The 21,446-nt window shown below is 72.3% G+C and carries 1 protein-coding gene (only partly in view); it reads right to left on the reverse strand.

Features of this window, described 5'->3' with window-relative positions:
- A protein-coding gene (locus HG543_RS01250) for a non-ribosomal peptide synthase/polyketide synthase (protein ID WP_169342772.1) crosses the window boundary here: on the reverse strand, window positions 1-21,004 show its beginning. Its footprint begins 30,137 nt before the window's first position; only the first 21,004 of its 51,141 coding nucleotides appear in the window; the start codon lies at window positions 21,002-21,004; its stop codon lies off the left edge, out of view.
- Window positions 21,005-21,446 lie beyond the last annotated feature (442 nt).

Below are 21,446 nucleotides of genomic sequence, written 5' to 3' on the forward strand. Positions count from 1 at the left end.
GGTAGCCGACGAGGCGCTTGTCACCGGGGACATCCTCGCGAACGAGGGCCACGGCCTGGGCCACGCCGGAGAAGGCGAGCAGGGCGGCTTCGACTTCGGCCAGCTCGATGCGGTAGCCGCGCACCTTCACCTGGGCATCGGCACGGCCGAGGAACTCCAGCACGCCGTCCTTGCGCCAGCGGGCGAGGTCGCCCGTGCGATACATCCGCGCACCCGGCACGTTGGAGAAGGCGTCGGGGACGAAGCGCTCGGCGGTGAGGGCGGGCTGCTCCACGTAGCCGCGGGCGACGCCGTCACCACCGATGAACAGCTCACCCGTGACACCCACGGGCACCGGCTGCCCCTGCTTGTCGAGCAGATACACGCGGGTGTTGCCGATGGGCTTGCCGATGGGGACGGAGGTGCCGACGTGGGCGACGTCCGTCATGCGGTGGCAGGAGGCGAAGAGCGTCGTCTCCGTCGGGCCGTAGCAGGCAGTGACGGGGATGCGCAGCTCTTCCAGCACCCGGCGCACGTGGGGCGCGCTGACGACGTCGCCACCGGTGAGCAGCTGCTTCACGCCACGGAGTGCCGCGAAGTTGTGGTCCACCACCTGGGTGAAGAGGCCCGAGGTGAGGTGGAGCGTCGTCACCCCGTGCTTCACCAGCACGGACTCCAGCTCCTTCAGGTCGGAAGGCGAGTGAGGCGGGAACACCACCAGCCGCGCGCCGTGGAGCAGCGGGCCCCACAGCTCCAGGGTGGAAGCGTCGAAGGAGACAGGCGCGATGAGAAGGAACGTCTCATCCGGCCCGAGGTGGGCGTAGTCGACACCGAAGACGGTGCGAAGCACAGCCGCCTGCGGAGTACCGACGCCCTTGGGCCGGCCGGTGGAGCCGGAGGTGAAGTCGATATACGCGAGGCTGCCGGGCATCGCGGCAGAAGGCAGCGCGGAGGTGGGCAGCCCCTCCAGGGACACGTCCTCCAGCACCACGGCGGCCAGTCCGTCCACGGGCAGCTTCGTCCGCAGCGCGCGAGAGGTGACGAGCACGCGAGGACGCGCGTCCTCCACCATGGCCGCCAGACGCTCACGGGGGTAGGACGGGTCGAGCGGAACGTAGGCGCCACCGGCCTTGAGAATGGCGACGAGGGAGACAATCAGTTCCAGCGAGCGGTCCAGCGCAATGGCGACACGGGAGTCGGTGGACACACCGAGGCCACGCAGGTGCCAGGCGAGCTGGTTGGCACGCTCATCGAGCTGCCGATACGTGAGCTTCTCCTCGCCGAACTCGACGGCGACCTTGTCGGAGAAGCGAGCGACGACCTGCGAGAAGACCTCGGGCAGCGTCGAGCCGCGCGGGTACTCGGAGGCAGTGGCATTCCACTCCACCAGGACCTGCCGACGCTCCACCGCCGACAGCAGCGACACGGAGGCCAGCGGGGCCTCGGGCCGGGCCACCATCACTTCCACCAGCGCGCGGAAGTGTTCCGCCATCCGGTCGATGGTCGCCGCATCGAACAGGTCGGTGTTGTAGCCGAGCGCGCCCTGGTAGCCCTCGGGCGTCTCCGAGAGGTTGAGCTCCAGCTCGAACTTCACCGTGGAGTTCGAGACCTCCAGCGGACGCAGCGACAGGCCCGGCATCTTCACGCCCGACGTGGGCGTGTTCTGCAGGGCGAAGAGCACCTGGAACAGCGGGCTACGGCTCGTGTCGCGCGCGAGCTTCAGCTCGTCCACCAGCTTCTCGAACGGCACGTCCTGGTGCGCGAAGGCGCCGAGCGACGACTCCTTCACCTGCCGCAGCACATCCCGGAACGAGTCCCGGGCGCCCAGGCGCGTGCGCAACACCAGCGTGTTGACGAAGAAGCCGATGAGGCCCTCGTACTCGGCGCGGTTGCGGCCCGCGATGGGCGAGCCCACCACCACGTCATCCTGTCCCGAGTAGCGCGACAGCAGCACCTGGAAGGCGGCCAGCAGCACCATGAAGGGCGTGGTGGCCTCGCGGCGGCACAGGGCGTTGATGGCATCCGACAGCGGCCGCGACAGCTTGATGCCCCGCAGCGCGCCATGGTGCGTCTGCATGGCCGGCCGAGGCCGGTCCGTCGGCAGCTCCAGCGCCTCGGGAGCGCCCGTGAGCTGGTTGCGCCAGAACGCGAGCTGCTTCTCCATCACCTCGCCCTGGAGCCAGTCGCGCTGCCAGCGCACGTAGTCCGCGTACTGCACCTTCAGCTCGGGCAGCGACGAGGGCTGGCCCATCAGGAACGACAGGTACAGCGCCGTCATCTCCTTGACGAGGACGCCCATGGACCAGCCGTCGGAGACGATGTGGTGCACGACCAGCACCAGCACGTGGTCCTGCGCGTCCAGCGTCACCAGCCGCGCGCGCAGCAGGGGGCCCGTCGCGAGGTCGAAGGGCCGGCGGACCTCCTCGTCCGCCAGCCGTCGCGCCTCCGCCTCCCGCTGTCCGGCGGGCACGGCGCGCAGGTCGTCATGGGCAACGGAGAAGGGACCGGGCTCCGCCACGACCTGCACGGGGCCCTGGCCCGAGTCCCGGAACGAGGTGCGCAGCGCGTGGTGGCGGCGCACCAGCTCCGTGAAGGCACGCTCCAGGACCTGGGCGTCCATGTGGCCGGTGAAGCGCAGCCCGTAGAAGATGTTGTAGGCGGCGCTGCCCGGCTGGAACTGGTCCATGAACCACAGGCGCTGCTGGGCGAAGGACAGCGGCAGTCCGTCACCCCCACCGCCCGGAGTGCCCGGCGTGGGCGGCTCGGAGTCCGTCGCGCCGAACAGCCGCGCGGCCAGCTCCTTCGCGTGCGGCGCGCGCAGCAGCGAGTAACCGTCGCCGGGCGTCTCCTCCACCTCGACGCCGCTCTCGACGAGCTCGCCCCAGCCGCGGTCCTTCTCGCCGTCCTCCAGGTCCGGTGCCTCGCTGGCGCGCAGCAGGCGCACCGGTCCGGCGTAGGGCTCCGGCACGTAGCGACGCGCGGCGCGCAGGTGGCTGGCGAACATCTTGAACCGCGCGCGCACCTCGTCCAGCGACGTGCCCTCGGGCAACAGCCCGGCCTTCACGCCCTCGGTGTGCAGGCGCTGGAGCAGCGGCTCGGCGTCCTTGGCCGTGGTGAGCTCCTTGGGCAGCACCAGCGGCTCCACTCCGGCGAGCGCCGCCAGCTCCCTGGCGAACACGGCCGCCTGCGCTCCCGCGGCGGTGGCCTTCGTCGCGGCGTCCGGCGTGGTGGGCGACGGCTCGATGAGCGCGACCTTCGCCTCCAGGCCCTCGCGCTGGAGCTGCTGCGCCATCTCCCAGGCCACGACGCCACCCAGCGCCCAGCCGGCCAGGAGGTACGGGCCCTCGGGCTGAGCGGCGCGCAGCGCCTCCACGTAGAACGCGGCCATGACGTCCACGGACTCGAAGGGCGCGCGGCCGTCGTCGAGCCCGCGGGCCTGGAAGCCGAGGATGGGCTGTCCCTTCGGCGCGTGCTCCACCAGCTCCGCGTAGCAGTGGAGGCGGCCGTCCATGGGGTGGACGAGGAAGAGCGGCCGGCGCGCGCCGTCACCCGCGCGCAGCGGCACGAGCGGCGACCACGGTGCTGCTTCCTTCCGGGGCTCCTTCACGGCGGCGGACTGCGCGGGGGCTGCGCTCACGGGAGACATCGTGTTCTCCGGGGCCGGCGGCTGGGCCTGCCGGGCCTGCTGCTCGCGCTGGAGGAGCGCGGCGAGAGACTCCACGCTGGGTGCCTCGAAGAGGACGCGCAGGGGCAGCTCCACGCCGAGGCTCTTGCGCACGCGCGAGATGACCTGGGTCGCCAGCAGCGAGTGGCCGCCGAGCGAGAAGAAGTTGTCGGTGACGCTGATGCGCGGGACGCGCAGCACCTCGGAGAAGGCCTCCGCGAGCATTTCCTCCAGCGGATTGCGAGGCGCGGTGAACGGCGCCGCGCCACGCAGGCTCTCCTCGTCCGGAGGCGGCAGCGCGCCACGCGCCACCTTGCCGGTGGGCATCAGCGGCAGCGTCTCCAGCCGGACGAAGGCCGACGGCACCATGTACTCCGGCAGCCGCTGGCCCAGGACGCGGCGCGCCTCCTCCGTGTCCCACGGTGCCTCGGCCGGCAGCATCACGTAGCCCACGAGGCGCCGGTCTCCCGGCACGTCCTCGCGGACGATGGCCACCGCGTCGCGCACGCCCGGCAGCCCGCGCAGGGCGACTTCCACCTCGCCCAGCTCGATGCGGAAGCCGCGCAGCTTCACCTGGCCGTCCAGGCGGCCGAGGAACTCCAGGTTGCCATCCGCCAGCCACCGCGCCTTGTCACCGGTGCGGTACAGCCGCGCGCCGGACGGCCCGCCCATCAGGTGCGGCAGGAACTTGTCCGACGTCAGGTCCGGCCGGCCGTAGTAGCCGTGGGCCAGGTTGGTGCCGCCGACGTACACCTCGCCCGCCACGCCGATGGGGCACGGCTGGAAGTGCGGGTCGAGCACGTACAGCTGCACGTTGGTGAGCGGTGAGCCCACCGGCGGCAGCGCCGGCCACTGCTTCAGGTCCGCGGGCGCGCGCCACGCCGTCACCACGTGCGCTTCCGAGGGGCCGTACTGGTTCTCCAGCGTGCAGCCCGGCAGCCGCTCGAAGAAGGAGACCAGCGCTGGCGTCACCTGGAGCTGCTCACCCGCCGTAATCACCTCGCCGAGCGGCGGCAGCTCCTGTTCGGAGAGCGCCGCGTCGCACATGGCCTGCAGCGCGACGAAGGGGAGGAACAGCCGCTCCACCCGGTGCTCGCGCATGTAGCGCAGCATGGCGGGCGGGTCCTGACGCAGCGGCGTGGTGATGAGCAGCACCTTGCCGCCCAGGCACCACGTGCCGAACATCTCCTGGAAGGACACGTCGAAGTTGAGCGACGCGAACTGGAGCGTGGTGGCGTCGGCCTTCGCGGCGCGCTTCATCAGCCACCAGAGCATGTTGCCCACCGCGCGGTGGGACATGACGATGCCCTTGGGCCGGCCCGTGCTGCCGGACGTGTAGACGAAGTAGCAGTTCGTCTCCGGCGACATCTCCACGGCGGGCGCGTGCGTGGGACGCGAGGCGAACGTGGCCGCCTCCTCATCGAGGCGGATGATGCGCGCATTGAGGCCGGCGGGCAGCGCGGAGACCAGCTGCGAGTGCGCGAGCACCACGGGCGCGCCCGTGTCCTCCAGCATCAGCGCGAGCCGGTCCGCCGGGTAGTTGGGGTCCAGCGGCAGGAAGGCGGCGCCGGCCTTCAGCGTCGCCAGCACGGCCACGGGCATGTCCAGGCTGCTGCGCTCCAGGCACAGGCCCACCGTGCCATTCACCGGCACGCCGAGCTGTACGAGGTGGTGCGCGAGCTGGTTCGCACGAGCGTCGAGCTGTGCGTACGTGAGGCTGTTCACGCCGTCGGTCACCGCGACGCGCTCGGGTGTGCGGGCCACCTGGGCCTCCACCCAGCGGTGCATCAGGCCCGGCACGTACGTGGGGTCCACGGCCGCGTTGAAGCCCTGCACCACGGTGTGGCGCTCGGTCTCGGACAGCAGCGGCAGCTTCCACAGCGGCTGGTCCGGGTGGGCGACGGCGCCTTCCAGGAGCCGCTCCAGGTGCCCCACCAGCCGCTCCGCCGTGGCGCGGGCGTACAGGTCGCTGCTGTACTCGAGGTAGCCGTTCAGCCCCTGCGCGGTCTCCATGATGGAGAGCGTGAGGTCGAACTTGGCCGTGCCGCTCGTGGCCTCCACCGGGACCATTCGCAGGTCCGCCGTGTCGTAGGCCTGCTTCACGGCGTTCTGCAGGACGAACAGCACCTGGAACAGCGGGGTGCGGTTCAGGCTGCGCTCGGGCTGCAGCTCCTCGACGAGCTTCTCGAACGGCACGTCCTGGTGCGCGTACGCGCCCAGCGTCGTCTCGCGCACCTTCGCGAGCAGCTCGCGGAAGGAGAGCTGCTCCGTCAGCTGGGTGCGCAGCACCAGCGTGTTGGCGAAGAAGCCGATGAGCCGCTCCAGCTCGGCCTGACCGCGGCCGGCGATGGGCGAGCCGATGCTGATGTCCTCCTGGCCCGAGTAGCGGTGCAGCAGCGCCTGGAAGCCGGCCAGCAGCACCATGAACGTCGTGGCGCCCTCACGGCGCGCCAGGGCCTGCACCCCGTCCTGGAGCGCGCGGGGCATGTTGAAGCTCACGGCGTCGCCGCGGAAGCTGGCCACCGCCGGGCGCGCGAAGTCCGTGGGCAGGTCCAGCGCCGGGGGCGCGCCCGTGAGCTGCTCGCGCCACCACGCCACCTGACGGTCGAGCACGTCGCCGCGCAGCCAGCCGCGCTGCCACACCGTGAAGTCCGCGTACTGGAGCGGCAGCTCCGGCAGCGCGGGAGGCTGATTCCGGGAGAACGCCCTGTACAGCGCCGCCACGTCCTGGAGGAGGACGCCCATGGACCAGCCGTCCGAGACGATGTGGTGCATCGTCATGAGCAGCACGTGCTCCCGCTCGGCCACCTTCAGCAGGCGGGCGCGCAGCAGCGGGCTCTCCGTGAGCCGGAACGGGCGCTGGGCCTCGGTCACCGCGTGCAGCCGGATGCTGGCCTCGCGCGTCTCCGGGGGCATGGCGCGGAGGTCCACCACCTCCAGCGTCAGCGGCTGGGGCGCGTGGACGACCTGCACGGGCTGTCCCTCGTGGCTCTTGAACGAGGTGCGCAGGGATTCGTGCCGGCGCAGCAGCTCCGTGAAGGTGCGCTCCAGGGCGCCGATGTCCAGGTCGCCCTCCAGCCGGACGGCGGCGGGCACGTTGTAGAAGGCGCTGTCGGGCTCGAGCTGGTCGAGGAACCACAGGCGCTGCTGCGCGAAGGACAGCGGCAGGTCGCCCGTGCGCTGTGCGGGCACGAGCGGCGGCGTGTGGATGCCCTGGCCGGCGCGGATGGCCCGGTCCACCCGCACCGCGAGGGACTCCAGCGTGGGCGACTCGAAGAGGTCGCGCAGCGGCAGCTCCACGCCGAACGCGGTGCGCAGGCGGCTGATGGCCTGCGTGGCCATCAGCGAGTGGCCGCCCAGCTCGAAGAAGTTGTCGTGGACGCCCACGCGCTCCATGTCGAGCACCGCGCTCCAGACCTCCGCCAGCCGGGCCTCGGTGGGCGTGCGCGGCGCGAGGAAGTCCGGGCGTCCGTCCGCCGAGGACAGGTCCGGCGCGGGCAGGGCCTTGCGGTCCACCTTGCCGTTGGAGGTGAGCGGCAGGGCCGGCAGCACCACCACGGCGGAGGGCACCATGTACTCGGGCAGCGTCTCCTTGAGGGCGGCGCGCAGGGTGGCGCTGTCCGTCTGGACGCCGTCGTGCGCCACGACGTAGCCCACGAGGCGCTTGCCACCGGGCCCGTCCTCACGCGCCAGCACCACGGCCTCGCGCACGGCGGGCAGCTTCGCGAGCGCGGACTCCACCTCGCCCAGCTCGATGCGGAAGCCGCGCACCTTCACCTGCGAGTCCGCGCGGCCGATGTAGTCGAGCGTGCCGTCCGCCTTCCAGCGCACCACGTCGCCGGTGCGGTACAGCCGCGCGCCGGGCACGCCGGAGTACGGGTCCGGCACGAAGCGCTCGGCGGTGAGGGCGGGGCGGCCCGCGTAGCCTCGGGCGATGCCCACGCCGCCCACGTACAGCTCGCCCTTGACGCCCACGGGCACCGGCTCGCCGCGCGCGTCCAGCACGTACGTGAGCATGTTCGCCATGGGGCGGCCGATGTGCGGCGGGCTGCCGTCCGGCTGGCACACCGCCAGCGTGGCCACCACCGTGGTCTCCGTGGGGCCGTAGCCGTTGATGAACCGGCGGCCCGGGCCCCAGCGCCCGACGATTTCGGCGGACACGGCCTCACCGCCGCAGATGACGGTGCGCAGCGTGGGGTAATCCTCGGCGGGCGTTGCCGCCAGGGCGGCCGGGGTGACGCTGATGACGGTGAGCGCCTCGTCCCGGATGAGCTGCTGGAGCGGCGCGCCCGGCATCAGCTTCTCCATCGGCGCCAGCACCAGCGTGCCGCCGGCGCACAGCGTGGTGAAGATCTCCTCCACCGACAGGTCGAAGCTCAGGCTCGCGAACTGGAGCACGCGGCTGCCCGGACCAATCTCGTAGAACACCGCCTCCTGCGTGACGAGGTTGGACACGCCCCGGTGCTCGATGGCGGTGCCCTTGGGCAGGCCGGTGCTGCCGGACGTGTAGAGCAGGTAGGCGAGGTGGCACGGGGCCACGCCCGTGACGGGCGCCTCGGTGCTCTCGCGCGACAGCGCGTCGCGCTCGGAGTCGAGGCAGAGCGCGCGGGCGCGGTGCGCCTCGGGGAAGCGCTCCAGCAGCGGGGCCTGCGTCACCAGCACCGTCGCGCCGCTGTCCTCCAGCATGAAGGACAGGCGCTCGCGGGGCAGCAGCGGATCCACGGGCACCCAGCCGCCACCGGCCTTCAGGATGCCGAAGAGGCCGACGAGGATGTCCAGCGAGCGCTCGACGCTGAGCGCGACGCGGACCTCGGGCCCGATGCCCCGGCGGCGCAGCGCGTTCGCGAGCTGGTTGGCGCGCTGGTCGAGCTGCGCGTACGTGAGGTGCTCACCCTGGAAGGAGGCGGCCACCACGTCCGGCGCGCGGCGCACCTGGGCCTCGAAGAGCGTGTGGACGCACACGTCCGGGAAGGGCGCGGGGTTGGCGCTCCAGTCCACCAGCAGCCGCCGGCGCTCCTCGCCGGGCAGCAGGGAGAGCGAGGAGAGGGGACGGCTGGCATCGGCCACCATCCCCTCCGCGAGCACGCGCAGGTGCCCCACCATGCGCTCGGCGGTGGAGGCGTCGAACAGGCCGGTGGCGTACTCCAGCTCGGCGAGGAAGCCCTCCGCGGTGCGCGTCATCGAGAGCGACAGGTCGAACTTGGCGATGCGCTGCTCGGCGGACGCGGGTCGCAGGGTGAGCCCCGGCAGCGCGAGCTCGGCGGGCGGGAGGTTCTGGAGGACGAACATCGTCCGGAACATCGGCGCCTGGCGCAGGTCGCGCATGGGCTGGAGCTTCTCGAAGGGGACGTGCTGGTGCGCGTAGGCGCCCAGGGCCGTCTCCCGCACGCGGTGCAGCAGCTCGCGGACGGTCGGCTCGCCCTCCAGGCGGGTGCGCATCACCAGCGTGTTGAGGAAGAAGCCGACGAGTCCCTCCAGCTCGGCGCGGTTGCGGCCGGCGACGGGAGTGCCGACGGAGATGTCGTCCTGCCCGGAGTAGCGCGCCAGCAGGAGCTGGAAGGCGGCCAGGAAGAACATGAAGGGCGTGACGCCCTCGCGCTGGCAGAGGGCTTCCACCGCCTCGGCCAGCTCACGCGGGAAGGTCCGCGTCAGCAGGGCTCCCGGCGGCGCGGGGTGATGCACGCGCGGCCGGTCCGTGGGCAGCTCCAGGTCCTGCGGCGCGCCGTCGAGCTGGCGCCGCCACCAGGTGAGCTGCTTCTCCAGCTCCTCGTCCACCAGCCACCGGCGCTGCCACGCCGCGTAGTCCACGAACTGGAGCGGCAGCTCCGGCAGCGGCGAGCGCCGGCCCTCCGAGAAGGCGGAGTAGAGGGTGGTCAGCTCGCGCACGAGGACGGTCAGGGACCAGCCGTCCGCCACGATGTGGTGGACGTTGAGCATCATCACGTGCCGCTGCTCCTCCAACCGCAGCAGCATGGCGCGCACGATGGGGCCCGCGGCCAGGTCGAAGGGACGCAGGGCCTCCTGGGAGACGCGACGGCGCGCCTCCGTCTGGCGCTCCTCGGCGGACAGGCCGCCCAGGTCGATGACGGGCAACTCCATCGGCGCGGGCTCGGCGATGCGCTGCACGGGGCCTTCGGCGGAGTCGTGGAACGTGGTGCGCAGGGCCTCGTGCCGGCGCACCAGCTCGGAGAGGCTCTCGCGCAGGGCCGGGATGTCGAGCGTGCCGGTCAGCTCCAGCACGGTGAGCATGTTGTAGGCGGGGCTGCCGGGCTCGAGCTGGTCCAGGAACCAGAGGCGTTCCTGCGTGTACGAGGAGGGCAGCCGCTCCGTGCGCGGAACCCGGTCGATGGGCGGGAGCACCCCGGCCTGTCCCGTGCGCACGGCGGCGTCGATGCGCTCGGCGAGCGCGGCGACGGTGGGCGCCTGGAACAGCTCGCGCAGGGACAGCTCGACGTTGAAGGAGGCGCGGATGCGGGAGACGACGCGCGTGGCCAGCAGTGAGTGGCCACCCAGGTCGAAGAAGCTGTCGGTGGTGCTCACGCGCTGCACGCCGAGCACCTGGGTGAAGATGCCCGCCAGCAGCTCTTCGGTGGGCGTGCGCGGGGCGACGTAGGTGCCGGCCGAGGACGTCAGGCTCGGAGCGGGCAGGGCCTTGCGGTCGACCTTGGCGTTGGAGGTGAGGGGCAGGGCGTCCAGCCGCACGAGGGCGGAGGGCACCATGTACTCGGGCAGCCGCTGCTTGAGGGAGTCGCGCAGGGCGGCGATGTCGAGGGACTCGGGAGCGGCGACGTAGCCAACGAGGCGCTTGTCGCCGGGGACGTCCTCGCGGGCCAGGGCCACGGCTTGGGCGACGCCGGGGAAGGCGAGCAGGGCGGCTTCGACTTCGGCCAGCTCGATGCGGTAACCGCGCACCTTCACCTGGGCATCGGCGCGGCCGAGGAACTCCAGCACGCCGTCGTGCCGCCAGCGGGCGAGGTCGCCGGTGCGGTAGAGGCGAGCACCCGGCACGTTGGAGAAGGTGTCCGGGACGAAGCGCTCGGCGGTGAGGGCGGGCTGCTCGACGTAGCCGCGGGCCACGCCATCGCCGCCGATGAACAGCTCACCCGTGACACCGACGGGCACCGGCTGGCCGGAAGAGTCCAGCAGGTACACGCGGGTGTTGCCAATGGGCTTGCCGATGGAGACGGAGGAGCCCACGTGGGCGACGTCCGTCATGCGGTGGCAGGTGGAGAAGAGGGTGCCCTCGGTGGGGCCGTAGCAGGCCGTCACCGGAATGGACATTCCTTCCAGCACCCGGCGCACGTGGGGCGCGCTCACCACGTCGCCACCCGTGAGGAGCTGCTTCACGCCACGCAGCGCCGCGAGGTTGTGGTCCGCCACCTGCGTGAAGAGGCCGGAGGTGAGGTGCAGCGTCGTGACGCCGTGTCGGGTGAGCACCGCCTCCAGTTCCTTCAAGTCGGAGGGAGAGCTGGACGGGAAGACGACCAGCCGGGCGCCGTGGAGCAGCGGGCCCCACAGCTCCAGGGTGGAGGCGTCGAAGGAGACGGGCGCGATGAGCAGGAACGTCTCGTCTGGCCCGAGGTGCGCGTAGTCGACACCGAAGACGGTGCGAAGCACGGCCGCCTGCGGGGTACCGACGCCCTTGGGCCGGCCCGTGGAGCCGGAGGTGAAGTCGATGTACGCGAGGCTCTGCGGCAGCGCCGTCGACGGAGGCGCGGAAGTCGGCTGCCCTTCCAGCGACACGTCCTCCAGCACCACCGCGGACAGGCCGTCGGCGGGCAGCTTCGAAATCAGCTCACGCGAGGTGACGAGCACGCGAGGACGCGCGTCCCACAGCATGGCCGCGAGGCGCTCGCGAGGATAGGACGGGTCGAGCGGGACGTAGGCGCCACCGGCCTTGAGGATGGCCAGCATCGAGACAATCAGCTCCAGGGAGCGGTCCAGCGCGATGGCCACGCGCGAGTCGGTGGACACGCCCAGCCCTCGCAGGTGCCAGGCCAGCCGGTTGGCGCGCTCATCGAGCTGCCGATACGTGAGCTTCTCCTCGCCGAACTCGACGGCGACCTTGTCGGGGAAACGCGCGACGACCTGCGAGAAGACCTCGGGCAGCGTCGAGCCGCGCGGGTACTCGGAGGCCGTGGCATTCCAGTCCACCAGCACCTGCTGGCGCTCCGCCGCCGACAGCAGCGAGACGGAAGCCAGCGGCGCCTCGGGCTGGGAGACGAGCGCTTCCACCAGCGTGCGGAAGTGCTCCGCCATGCGCTGGACGGTGGTGCCTTCGAAGAGGTCGGTGTTGTAGCTCAGCGCGCCCCGGAAGCCCTCCGGAGACTCCGCGAGGTTGAGCTCCAGCTCGAACTTGATGGTGGGGTTCTCCACCTCCAGCGGCTTCAGCTCCAGCCCGGGCGCCTGGAGCGACGGCAGGGCCGCGTTCTGGAGCGCGAAGAGCGCCTGGAACAGGGGGCTGCGGCTCAGGTCGCGCGTGGGCTGGAGCTCCTCCACCAGCCGCTCGAAGGGCACGTCCTGGTGCGCGTACGCGTCCAGCGCCGTCTCCTTCACCTGCCGCAGCAGATGGAGGAACGAGGCACGAGCATCCACCTGGGCACGCAGCACCAGCGTGTTGACGAAGAAGCCGATGAGGCCCTCCAGCTCACCCCGCTGGCGGCCGGCGATGGGCGAACCCACGCTGATGTCCTGCTGGCCGGAGTAGCGCGACAGCAGCACCTGGAAGGCGGCGAGCAGCGCCATGTAGGGCGTGGCGCCCTCCTGCTGGCAGAGCGCCTGCAACCTGCCGGACACGGCCGGCGACAGCGCGACGGGCACCCGCGCACCGTGGAACGTCTGCACGGGCGGACGCGGCTTGTCGGTGGGCAGCTCCAGCGTGGAGACGCCGGAGAGATGCTTGCGCCAGAAGGCGAGCTGCTCGTCGAGCACGTCGCCTCGCAGCCACCCGCGCTGCCACGCCGCGTAGTCCGCGTACTGGAGCTCCAGGGGCGGCAGCGGAGAAGCCCTGCCCTGGGAGAAGGACTCGTAGAGCGCCGCGACCTCGCGCACCAGCACGCCCATGGACCAGCCGTCCGAGACGATGTGGTGCATGTTGAGGGCGAGCACGTGCTCGGTGGGGCCCAGCTTCAGCAGCCGGGCGCGCAGCAGCGGGCCGGTGGAGAGGTCGAACGGGCGCGCCAGCTCCTCGCGCAGGTGGCGCTCCAGCTCGGCGCGAGCGGTCTGGGGCTCCAGGGCGCTGAGGTCCACGGTCTCCAGCGGCAGCTCGACCGCGGCATGGATGCGCTGGAGCGGCTGGCCTTCCTCCTGGAGGAAGACGGTGCGCAGGGCTTCGTGCCGCGACGTCAGCGCGTCCAGGCTCCGGCGCAGGGCCTCGGAGTCGAGCACGCCTTCCATGCGCACGAAGGCGGGCATGTTGTAGGCGGCGCTGTTGGGCTGCAGCTGGTCGATGAACCACAGCCGCTGCTGCGCGAAGGACAGCGGCAGCGGACCCGTCCGCGGCACCGGGACGAGCGGCGGCGCGGCCCGCTGGGGGGGACGGCTGGAATCGATGCGCTCGGCGAGGGCGGCGACGGTGGGCGCCTCGAAGAGGGCGCGCAGGGGCAGCTCCACACCGAAGGTGGAGCGGATGCGCGAGATGACCTGGGTGGCCATCAGCGAGTGGCCGCCCAGCTCGAAGAAGTTGCCGGTGATGCTCACCTGGGAGAGTCGCAGGACGCTGGCGAACAGCTCCGCCAGCTGCTCCTCGGGGGCATTGCGAGGCGCGACGTAGGCCTCGGTGGAGGACACCAGCGCCGCGTCGGGAGCGGGCAGGGCCTTGCGGTCGACCTTGGCGTTGGAGGTGAGGGGCAGGGCGTCCAGCCGCACGAGGGCGGAGGGCACCATGTACTCGGGCAGCCGCTGCTTGAGGGAGTCGCGCAGGGCGGCGATGTCGAGGGACTCGGGAGCGGCGACGTAGCCAACGAGGCGCTTGTCGCCGGGCACGTCTTCGCGGGCCAGGGCCACGGCCTGGGCAACGCCGGGGAAGGCGAGCAGGGCGGCTTCGACTTCGGCCAGCTCGATGCGGTAGCCGCGCACCTTCACCTGGGCGTCGGCTCGGCCGAGGAACTCCAGCACGCCGTCGTGCCGCCAGCGGGCGAGGTCGCCGGTACGGTAGAGGCGAGCCCCGGGGATGCCACTGAAGGCGTCGGGGACGAAGCGCTCGGCGGTGAGGGCGGGCTGCTCCACGTAGCCGCGGGCCACGCCGTCGCCGCCGATGAACAGCTCACCCGTGACACCCACGGGCACCGGCTGCCCCTGCTTGTTCAGCAGGTACACGCGGGTGTTGCCGATGGGCCGGCCGATGGGCACGGAGGTGCCGGGCTGCTCCGGAGACGTCATCCGGAAGCAGGAGGCGAAGAGCGTCGTCTCGGTGGGGCCGTAGCAGGCCGTCACCGGAATGGACATTCCTTCCAGCACCCGGCGCACGTGAGGCGCGCTCACGACATCGCCACCCGTGAGGAGCTGCTTCACACCGCGCAGCGCCGCGAGGTTGTGGTCCACCACCTGGGTGAAGAGACCGGAGGTGAGGTGGAGCGTGGTGACACCGTGCTTCACCAGCACGGACTCCAGCTCCTTCAGGTCGGAGGGAGAGCTGGACGGGAAGACAACGAGGCGCGCGCCATGGAGCAGCGGACCCCACAGCTCCAGGGTGGAAGCGTCGAAGGAGACGGGCGCGATGAGGAGGAAGGTCTCATCCGGCCCGAGGTGCGCGTAGTCGACACCGAAGACGGTGCGCAGCACGGCGGCCTGCGGGGTACCGACACCCTTGGGCCTGCCGGTGGAGCCGGAGGTGAAGTCGATGTACGCGAGGCTCTGCGGCAGCGCCGTCGACGGAGGCGCGGAAGTCGGCTGCCCCTCCAGGGACACGTCCTCCATCACCACGGTGGACAGCCCGTCCAAGGGCAATCCACGCGCGGCTGACAGCGGCGCGGAGGCCGGCTGCTCCGGGGAGGCCAACGTCTCTGACACGGGCAGCTTCGCCAGCAGCGTGCGCGAAGTGATGAGCACGCGCGGACGTGCGTCCTCCACCATGGCCGTGAGGCGCTCGCGAGGATAGGACGGGTCGAGCGGGACGTAGGCGCCACCGGCCTTGAGGATGGCGACGAGGGAGACAATCAGCTCCAGCGAGCGGTCCAGCGCGATGGCCACGCGCGAGTCGGTGGACACACCCAGCCCGCGTAGGTGCCAGGCCAGCCGGTTGGCGCGCTCATCGAGCTGCCGATACGTGAGCTTCTCCTCGCCGAACTCGATGGCGACCTTGTCGGAGAAGCGAGCGACGACCTGCGAGAAGACCTCAGGCAGCGTCGAGCCGCGCGGGTACTCGGAAGCCGTGGCGTTCCACTCCACCAGCACCTGCTGGCGCTCGGCATCGGGCAGGAGGGACAGCTCGCCCAGGCGCGCGTCGGGCCGGGCGACCAGCGCCTCCACGGCCAGGGCCCAGTGCTTCAGCAGTCGCTCCAGGCGGGCCGGGTCGAAGCGCGCCGTGTCGTACGCCAGGCGCAGCTCCAGCCGCGTGCCGGGGAGGATGAGCGCCACCAGCGGCAGGTCCGCCTGCTCCATCGCGCGGACGTCGCGAATGGCCAGCTCGGCGCGAGCGGACTTCACGGCCGCGTCGACGGGGTAGTTCTCGAAGATGAACAGCGACTGGAACAGCGGAGTGCCCCGCGGCACCTGGCTCCAGCCCTGGATGCGTACCAGCGGCGCGTGCTCGTGGTGGCGGCGCTCGCCCTGCTGCGCGTGCAGCCCCTTCATCCACGCGAGCGCCGGAGCCTCCTCGTCCACACGGACGCGCACGGGCAGCGTGTTGATGAACAGGCCCACCGCGCGGTCGATGCCGGGCAGCTCGGCCGAGCGGCCGGAGCCGGTGGCGCCGAAGACGACGTCGTCCTCGCCCGTGTGGCGCGAGAGCGCCAGCGCCCACGCGGCCTGCACCACGGCGTTGGGCGTGAGCTGGTGCTGGCGGACGAAGGCCTGGAGCGCCGAGGTGGTCTCGGCGGACAGCGGCGCGCTCAGCTCCGCGCGCGCGTGGGCCGCGCCGGCGCGCTCGGCGAGCAGGCCGGGCAGCGGCGTGGGGGCGGTGAAGCCACGCAGCGCCTGACGCCAGTACGCCTCCGCCTTCTCCAGCGGCTGCTGCCGCAGCCACGTGACGTAGTCACGGTAGGCCAGGGCCTCGCCCTGCTGGGGCGCGCGGCCGGCGCGCAGGTCCTCGTAGGCGGTGAACAGCCCCTGGAGCACGAGCCCCAGGCTCCAGCCGTCCATCAGCAGGTGGTGGTGCGTCCAGAGAACGCGGTGGTCGCGCTCGCCCAGCCGCACCACCGTCATCCGCGTCAGCGGTGCCCGCTGGGGGGCGAACCCGCGCGCGCGGTCGGCCGCGGCCAGGGCGTCGAAGCGCGCCTGCTGCTCGGCCTCGGGCACGCCGCGCCAGTCCTGCTCCTCCCAGGGCAGCGCCACCTCCGGGTGGACCACCTGCAGGGGCTCCTCGAGTCCATCCCAGACGAAGGCCGTGCGCAGCATCGGGTGGCGCGCCACGGCGGCCTCCCAGGCGCGGCGGAAGGTGGCCAGCTCCACCGTGCCGCCGAACGTCCACGCGAGCTGCGAGACGTAGACGCCCGAGGCGGGCTCCGACAGCGTGTGGAAGAGCATGCCCTGCTGTAGCGGCGACAGCGGGAACAGGTCCTCCACGGCCAGCCCCGCCGGCAGCACCCGGTCCAGCGCGGCCTGCTCCAGCTTCGCCAGCGGGAAGTCGGTGGGCGTGTAGCGGCGCGCGTCCGCGGACGTGCGCTCGGAGATGAGCCGGCGCAGCGCGGACAGGCAGCGCGTGGCCAGCGCCTTCACGGTCTCCTCGTGGTGCAGGGCCTCGCTGTACGTCCAGCCCAGCGTCAGCCGGCCCTCGAAGACGTAGCCGTTGACCTCCAGCAGGTGGGCGCGGTCGCCCTGACGGCTCCACAGCGCGCCGGTGGGCTCGCGCGTGGGCGCGAAGGGCAGCGCCTCGGAAGCCCCGGCGCCGCCGACCTGGTCGAACTGGCCCAGGTAGTTGAAGAGCACCTGCGCCCGAGGCGACTCGCGGAGCGCCCGCGCCCGCGCGTCCTCGGAGAGGTGGCGCAGCAGGCCGTGGCCGATGCCGCGCCGGGGCAGCCGCCGCAGCGAGTCGCGCACCCCGCGCAGCCGGTCGCCCGGCGTGGCGGCGCCGGACACGTCCAGCACCACCGGGTACGTGGCGGTGAACCAGCCCACGGTGCGCGACAGGTCCACGTCGTCGAAGAGGGCCTCGCGGCCATGGCCTTCCAGCTCCACGCGCAGCCGGGACTGGCCCGTCCACTGCGTCAGGCTCTCCGCGAGCCCGGCCAGCAGCACGTCATGGATGTGCGAGCGCCACGCGGCGGGCGTCTCCTGCAACAGCAGGCGCGTCTCCTCCGCGTCCAGCGACACCTGCACCACGCGCGCGGACGCCAGCGTGTTGGCGCCACCCGGCACGTCCACGGGGAGGGCGGGCACCTCGGCGCGGCCCTGCTCCAGCCAGTAGGGCAGCTCGCGCGTCAGCTCCTCGGAGCTGGCGAAGGACTGGAGCTTCTCCGCCCACGCCTTGAAGGACGTCGACTTGGGAGGCAGCGACGGCGTCTGCCCGCGCTGGAGCTGCGCGTAGGCGGTGGCCAGGTCCTCCAGCAGGGTGCGCCACGAGACGCCATCCACCGCGAGGTGGTGCACCGCCAGCAGCAGGCGCGACGGGCGGTTGCCGCCGAGGTGGAAGAGGCCGGCGCGCAAGAGCAGCCCCTCTCCCAGGTCGAGGCTCCCCTGGAGTCGCGTGGCCTCGGCCTCCAGCGTCTGGGCCTGGGCGGCCTCGGGCGTGGAGGACAGGTCCACCTGGACGAGCCGCACCGGCGCGTCCAGGCCGGCGACGTCCTGCCGCCACGCGCCGTCCGCCCCGCGCGTGAAGCGCAGACGCAGCGAGTCGTGGTGCGCCACCAGCGCCTGGAGCGCCTTCTCCAGGCTCGGCACGTCCACCGCGCCGCGCGCGGCCAGGAGGACGGCCTGGTTGTAGTGGTGCGGCAGGGCGGGAGGCTGCTCGAAGAAGGCGCGCTGGATGGGCGTCAGCGGCACGGGGCCGAGCACCAGGCCCTGGTCTGCCCGGGTGTGGCCCTCGCTCTTCGCCACGCTCGCCAGGGCCTCCAGCGTCTGGTGCTGGAAGATGTGGTTGGCGGCCAGGTGCAGCCCCGCCTGCCGGGCGCGGGCGACGAGCTGGATGGAGAGGATGGAGTCGCCGCCCAGCTCGAAGAAGTTGTCGTGCAGGCCGACGCGCGGCACGCCCAGCAGGGCCGCCCAGAGGGTGGCCAGCGCCTTCTCCTGGGGCGTGCGCGGCTCGACGAAGTCCGCGGCCTCGCGCCGGGACGCCTCCGGAGCCGGCAGGGCCTTGCGGTCCACCTTGCCGTTGGGCGTCAGCGGCAGCGCCTTCAGCACCACGAGCGCCGCGGGCACCATGAACTCCGGCAGCCGCTCGGCGAGGAAGGTCCGCAGCGTCTGCGTGTCCGGCTCGGGGCCGTCGCCCTCCTCGGAGGCGGGCACGACGTAGGCGACGAGCCGCGAGCCCGAGGGCCCGTCCGCGCGCACCACGGCCACGGCCTCGGAGACCGTCGGGTGGGCGCGCAGGGCGGACTCCACCTCGCCCAGCTCGATGCGGAAGCCGCGCAGCTTCACCTGGAAGTCGGTGCGGCCGAGGTACTCCAGCGTGCCGTCCGCCTTCCAGCGCACGAGGTCGCCGGAGCGGTACAGCCGCGCACCGGGCACGCCGCTGAAGGCGTCGGGCACGAAGCGCTCGGCCGTCAGCTCCGGGCGTCGCAGGTAGCCGCGCGCGAGCCCCACGCCGCCGATGAACAGCTCGCCGGGGACGCCGGCGGGCACGGGCCGCAGGTGCGCGTCGAGGACGTAGACGCGCACGTTGGCGAGCGGCTGGCCGATGGAGGGCTTCTGCCCGTCGGGCGCGCAGACGGTGAGGGTGGCGCAGACGGTGGCCTCGGTGGGGCCGTAGGCGTTGATGAAGCGGCGGCCCGGGGCCCACTTCGCCACCAGCTCGGCGGAGCACGCCTCACCGGCGGAGACGACGGTGCGCAGCGCGTCCAGCCCCGCCGGCTCCAGCACGGACAGCGCGGTGGGAGGCAGGGTGGCCACCTCCACCCGCCGCTGGCGCAGCAGCGCCATGAGCGAGGGCCCCGGCAGCAGCTCGTCGCGCGAGCCCAGGCACAGCGTGCCGCCGGACAGCAGGGTGATGAAGATTTCGTAGATGGAGGCGTCGAAGCTCGGCGAGGCGAACTGGAGCACGCGCGTGCCCGGCCCGATGCCCAGGGCGGCGGCCTGTGTCTGGGCCAGGTTCGGCACACCCCGGTGCGTCACCATGACGCCCTTGGGGCGGCCGGTGCTGCCGGAGGTGTAGATGACGTAGGCGACGTGGTCCGCCTGGCCGCGCACCCCGGGAGGCGTGGTGGGGTGAAGGGCCAGCAGCGCCTCGTCGGCGTCCAGCATCACCAGCTGCTCGCCCCGCGAGGGCAGCTCGTCCGCGAGCGCCTCGGTGGTGACGATGACTGGCACGGCCGCGTCGGTGAGCATGTAGCCCAGGCGGTCCGCGGGGTAGCTGGGGTCGAGCGGGACGAAGGCGCCGCCGGCCTTGAGCACGCCGAGCATGGCGACGACGAGGTCCACGGAGCGCTCCAGGTGGAGCGCGACGAGCGTGTCCGCGCCCACGCCCAGCGAGCGCAGGTGGTGCGCGAGCTGATTGGCGCGCGCGTCCAGCCCGGCGTAGCTCAGCGACGTGTCACCGTGCAGCAGTGCCGTCGCGTCGGGCGTGCTCCGGGCCTGGGCCTCGAAGCGCTCGTGCACGGTGGCGCCGTCCGGGAAGGGCGCGGGCGCGCCGCTCCACTGCGTCAGCACGCGCTGGCGCTCGGCCGCGTCCATCAGCGGCAGCTCGGACAGGCGCCGTTCCGGGTGGGCGGCGAGGCCCTCCAGCAGTGCCTGGAAGTGGCCCAGCAGCCGCGTCACCGTGGACGCCTCGAAGAGGTCCGTGCGGTAGAGCGTGACGAGCCGCAGGCCCTGGGGCAGCTCCGTGGCCAAGAGCGACAGGTCCACCTGCGCGGTGCCGCTGTCCACCGGCCGCGCCTCCAGCCGCAGCCCCGGCACGTCCAGGGGCGGCAGCGGCGCGTTCTGCAGCGTGAAGCTCACCTGGAACAGCGGCGAGGTGCTCAGCTTGCGCTCGGGCTGGAGCGCCTCCACCAGCTTCTCGAAGGGGACGTCCTGGTGCGCGAAGGCGCCCAGCGACGCCTCGTGCACGCGGCCCATCAGCTCCAGGAAGCTCGGGTCTCCGGACAGGTCCGTGCGCAGCGCGAGCGTGTTGACGAACAGGCCGATGAGGCCCTCCAGCTCGGAGCGGTTGCGGCCGGCCACGGGCGTGCCGACGACGACGTCCTCCTGGCGGCTGTAGCGCGACAGCAGCACGGCGTAGGCGGACAGCAGGACGGTGTAGAGGGTGCGGCCCTCGCGGCGGGACAGGTCCTTCAGCGACTGGAGCAGCGCGGGCGGCAACACCACCGTGAGGCGCGCGCCACGCGTGCTGGCGATGGACGGCCGGGGCTTGTCGGTGGGCAGCTCCAGCACCGCGTCGGCGTCCAGCCGCTGGCGCCACCAGCCGAGCTGCGAGTCCAGCGTCTCACCCTTGAGGAAGTCGCGCTGCCACCCGGCGAAGTCCGCGTACTGCATGGGCAGCGCCGGCAGCGGCGAGGGCTGACCCGCCGCGAGCGCGGGATAGAGCGCGCCCAGCTCCTTGACGAGCAGGCCCAGCGACCAGCCGTCGGAGACGATGTGGTGCACGTCGACCAGCAGCAGGTGCTCGCGCTCGTCCCAGCGGTACAGCACGGTGCGCAGCAGCGGGCCCTTCTCCAGGTCGAAGGTCTGCTGCGCATCGGCGTGCAGGCGCCGCCACGCCTCGGCCTCGCGCTCGGCGGCCGGCGCGTCGCGCAGGTCCACCACGGGCAGCGGCACCTCGACGGACGCGGAGATGTGCTGGGCCACCTTGCCGTCCTGCTCGACGAAGGTGGTGCGCAGCGCCTCGTGACGCTGCACCAGCGTCTGGAGCGAGCGGTGCAGGACGGAGACGTCCAGCGCGCCGGACAGGCGCACGGCGATGGGCTGGTTGAAGACGGCGCTGCCAGGGTTCAGCCGCTCCTGGAACCACATCCGCTCCTGCGCGAAGGACACCGGCGCACGGCGGGACTGACGGCTCTTGTCGCGCAGCAGCTCGGCGAGCCGCGCGCGCTTCTGTTCGGGGGTGAGCGCCATGTCTATGCGTGTCCCGTGGCGACACACCGCCTGGTCGCGAGGCGGCCGCTCCAGGACGAGCGACGCCGAACCAGCCGGTTTGTGTGCGAGCCCACGAGGATCTCCAGCGGGAGGTGAAAAACAGTGAGGAAGAAGAACTCCGCGATAACGAGAATAGCGCCAGAAGCAGACGCATCCCTAATCCCCGGTGCCGGGTGCCGGCGCCGTGATCGGAGTCACTCCAATTACCTCCCTGGAAATCCAGGATGTCAGGCCGGTATCCCGGCAGACGCTCAGGCGGCGTTCACCTCCAGGGCTTGCAACAACTCCGTGAGCCGTTCCGCGACAGCAGAGAGGGTGGGCGGACGGAGCATCGTGAAATGACGGCTCCCCGGCAGCTCCAGCACGCGCGGCTGCATGCCCAGCCAGCGGCCCCAGCCGAGGTCGGCGGGGGGGGTGGGCT

The sequence above is a fragment of the Pyxidicoccus fallax genome, assembly GCF_012933655.1.
Lineage (GTDB): Bacteria > Myxococcota > Myxococcia > Myxococcales > Myxococcaceae > Myxococcus > Myxococcus fallax.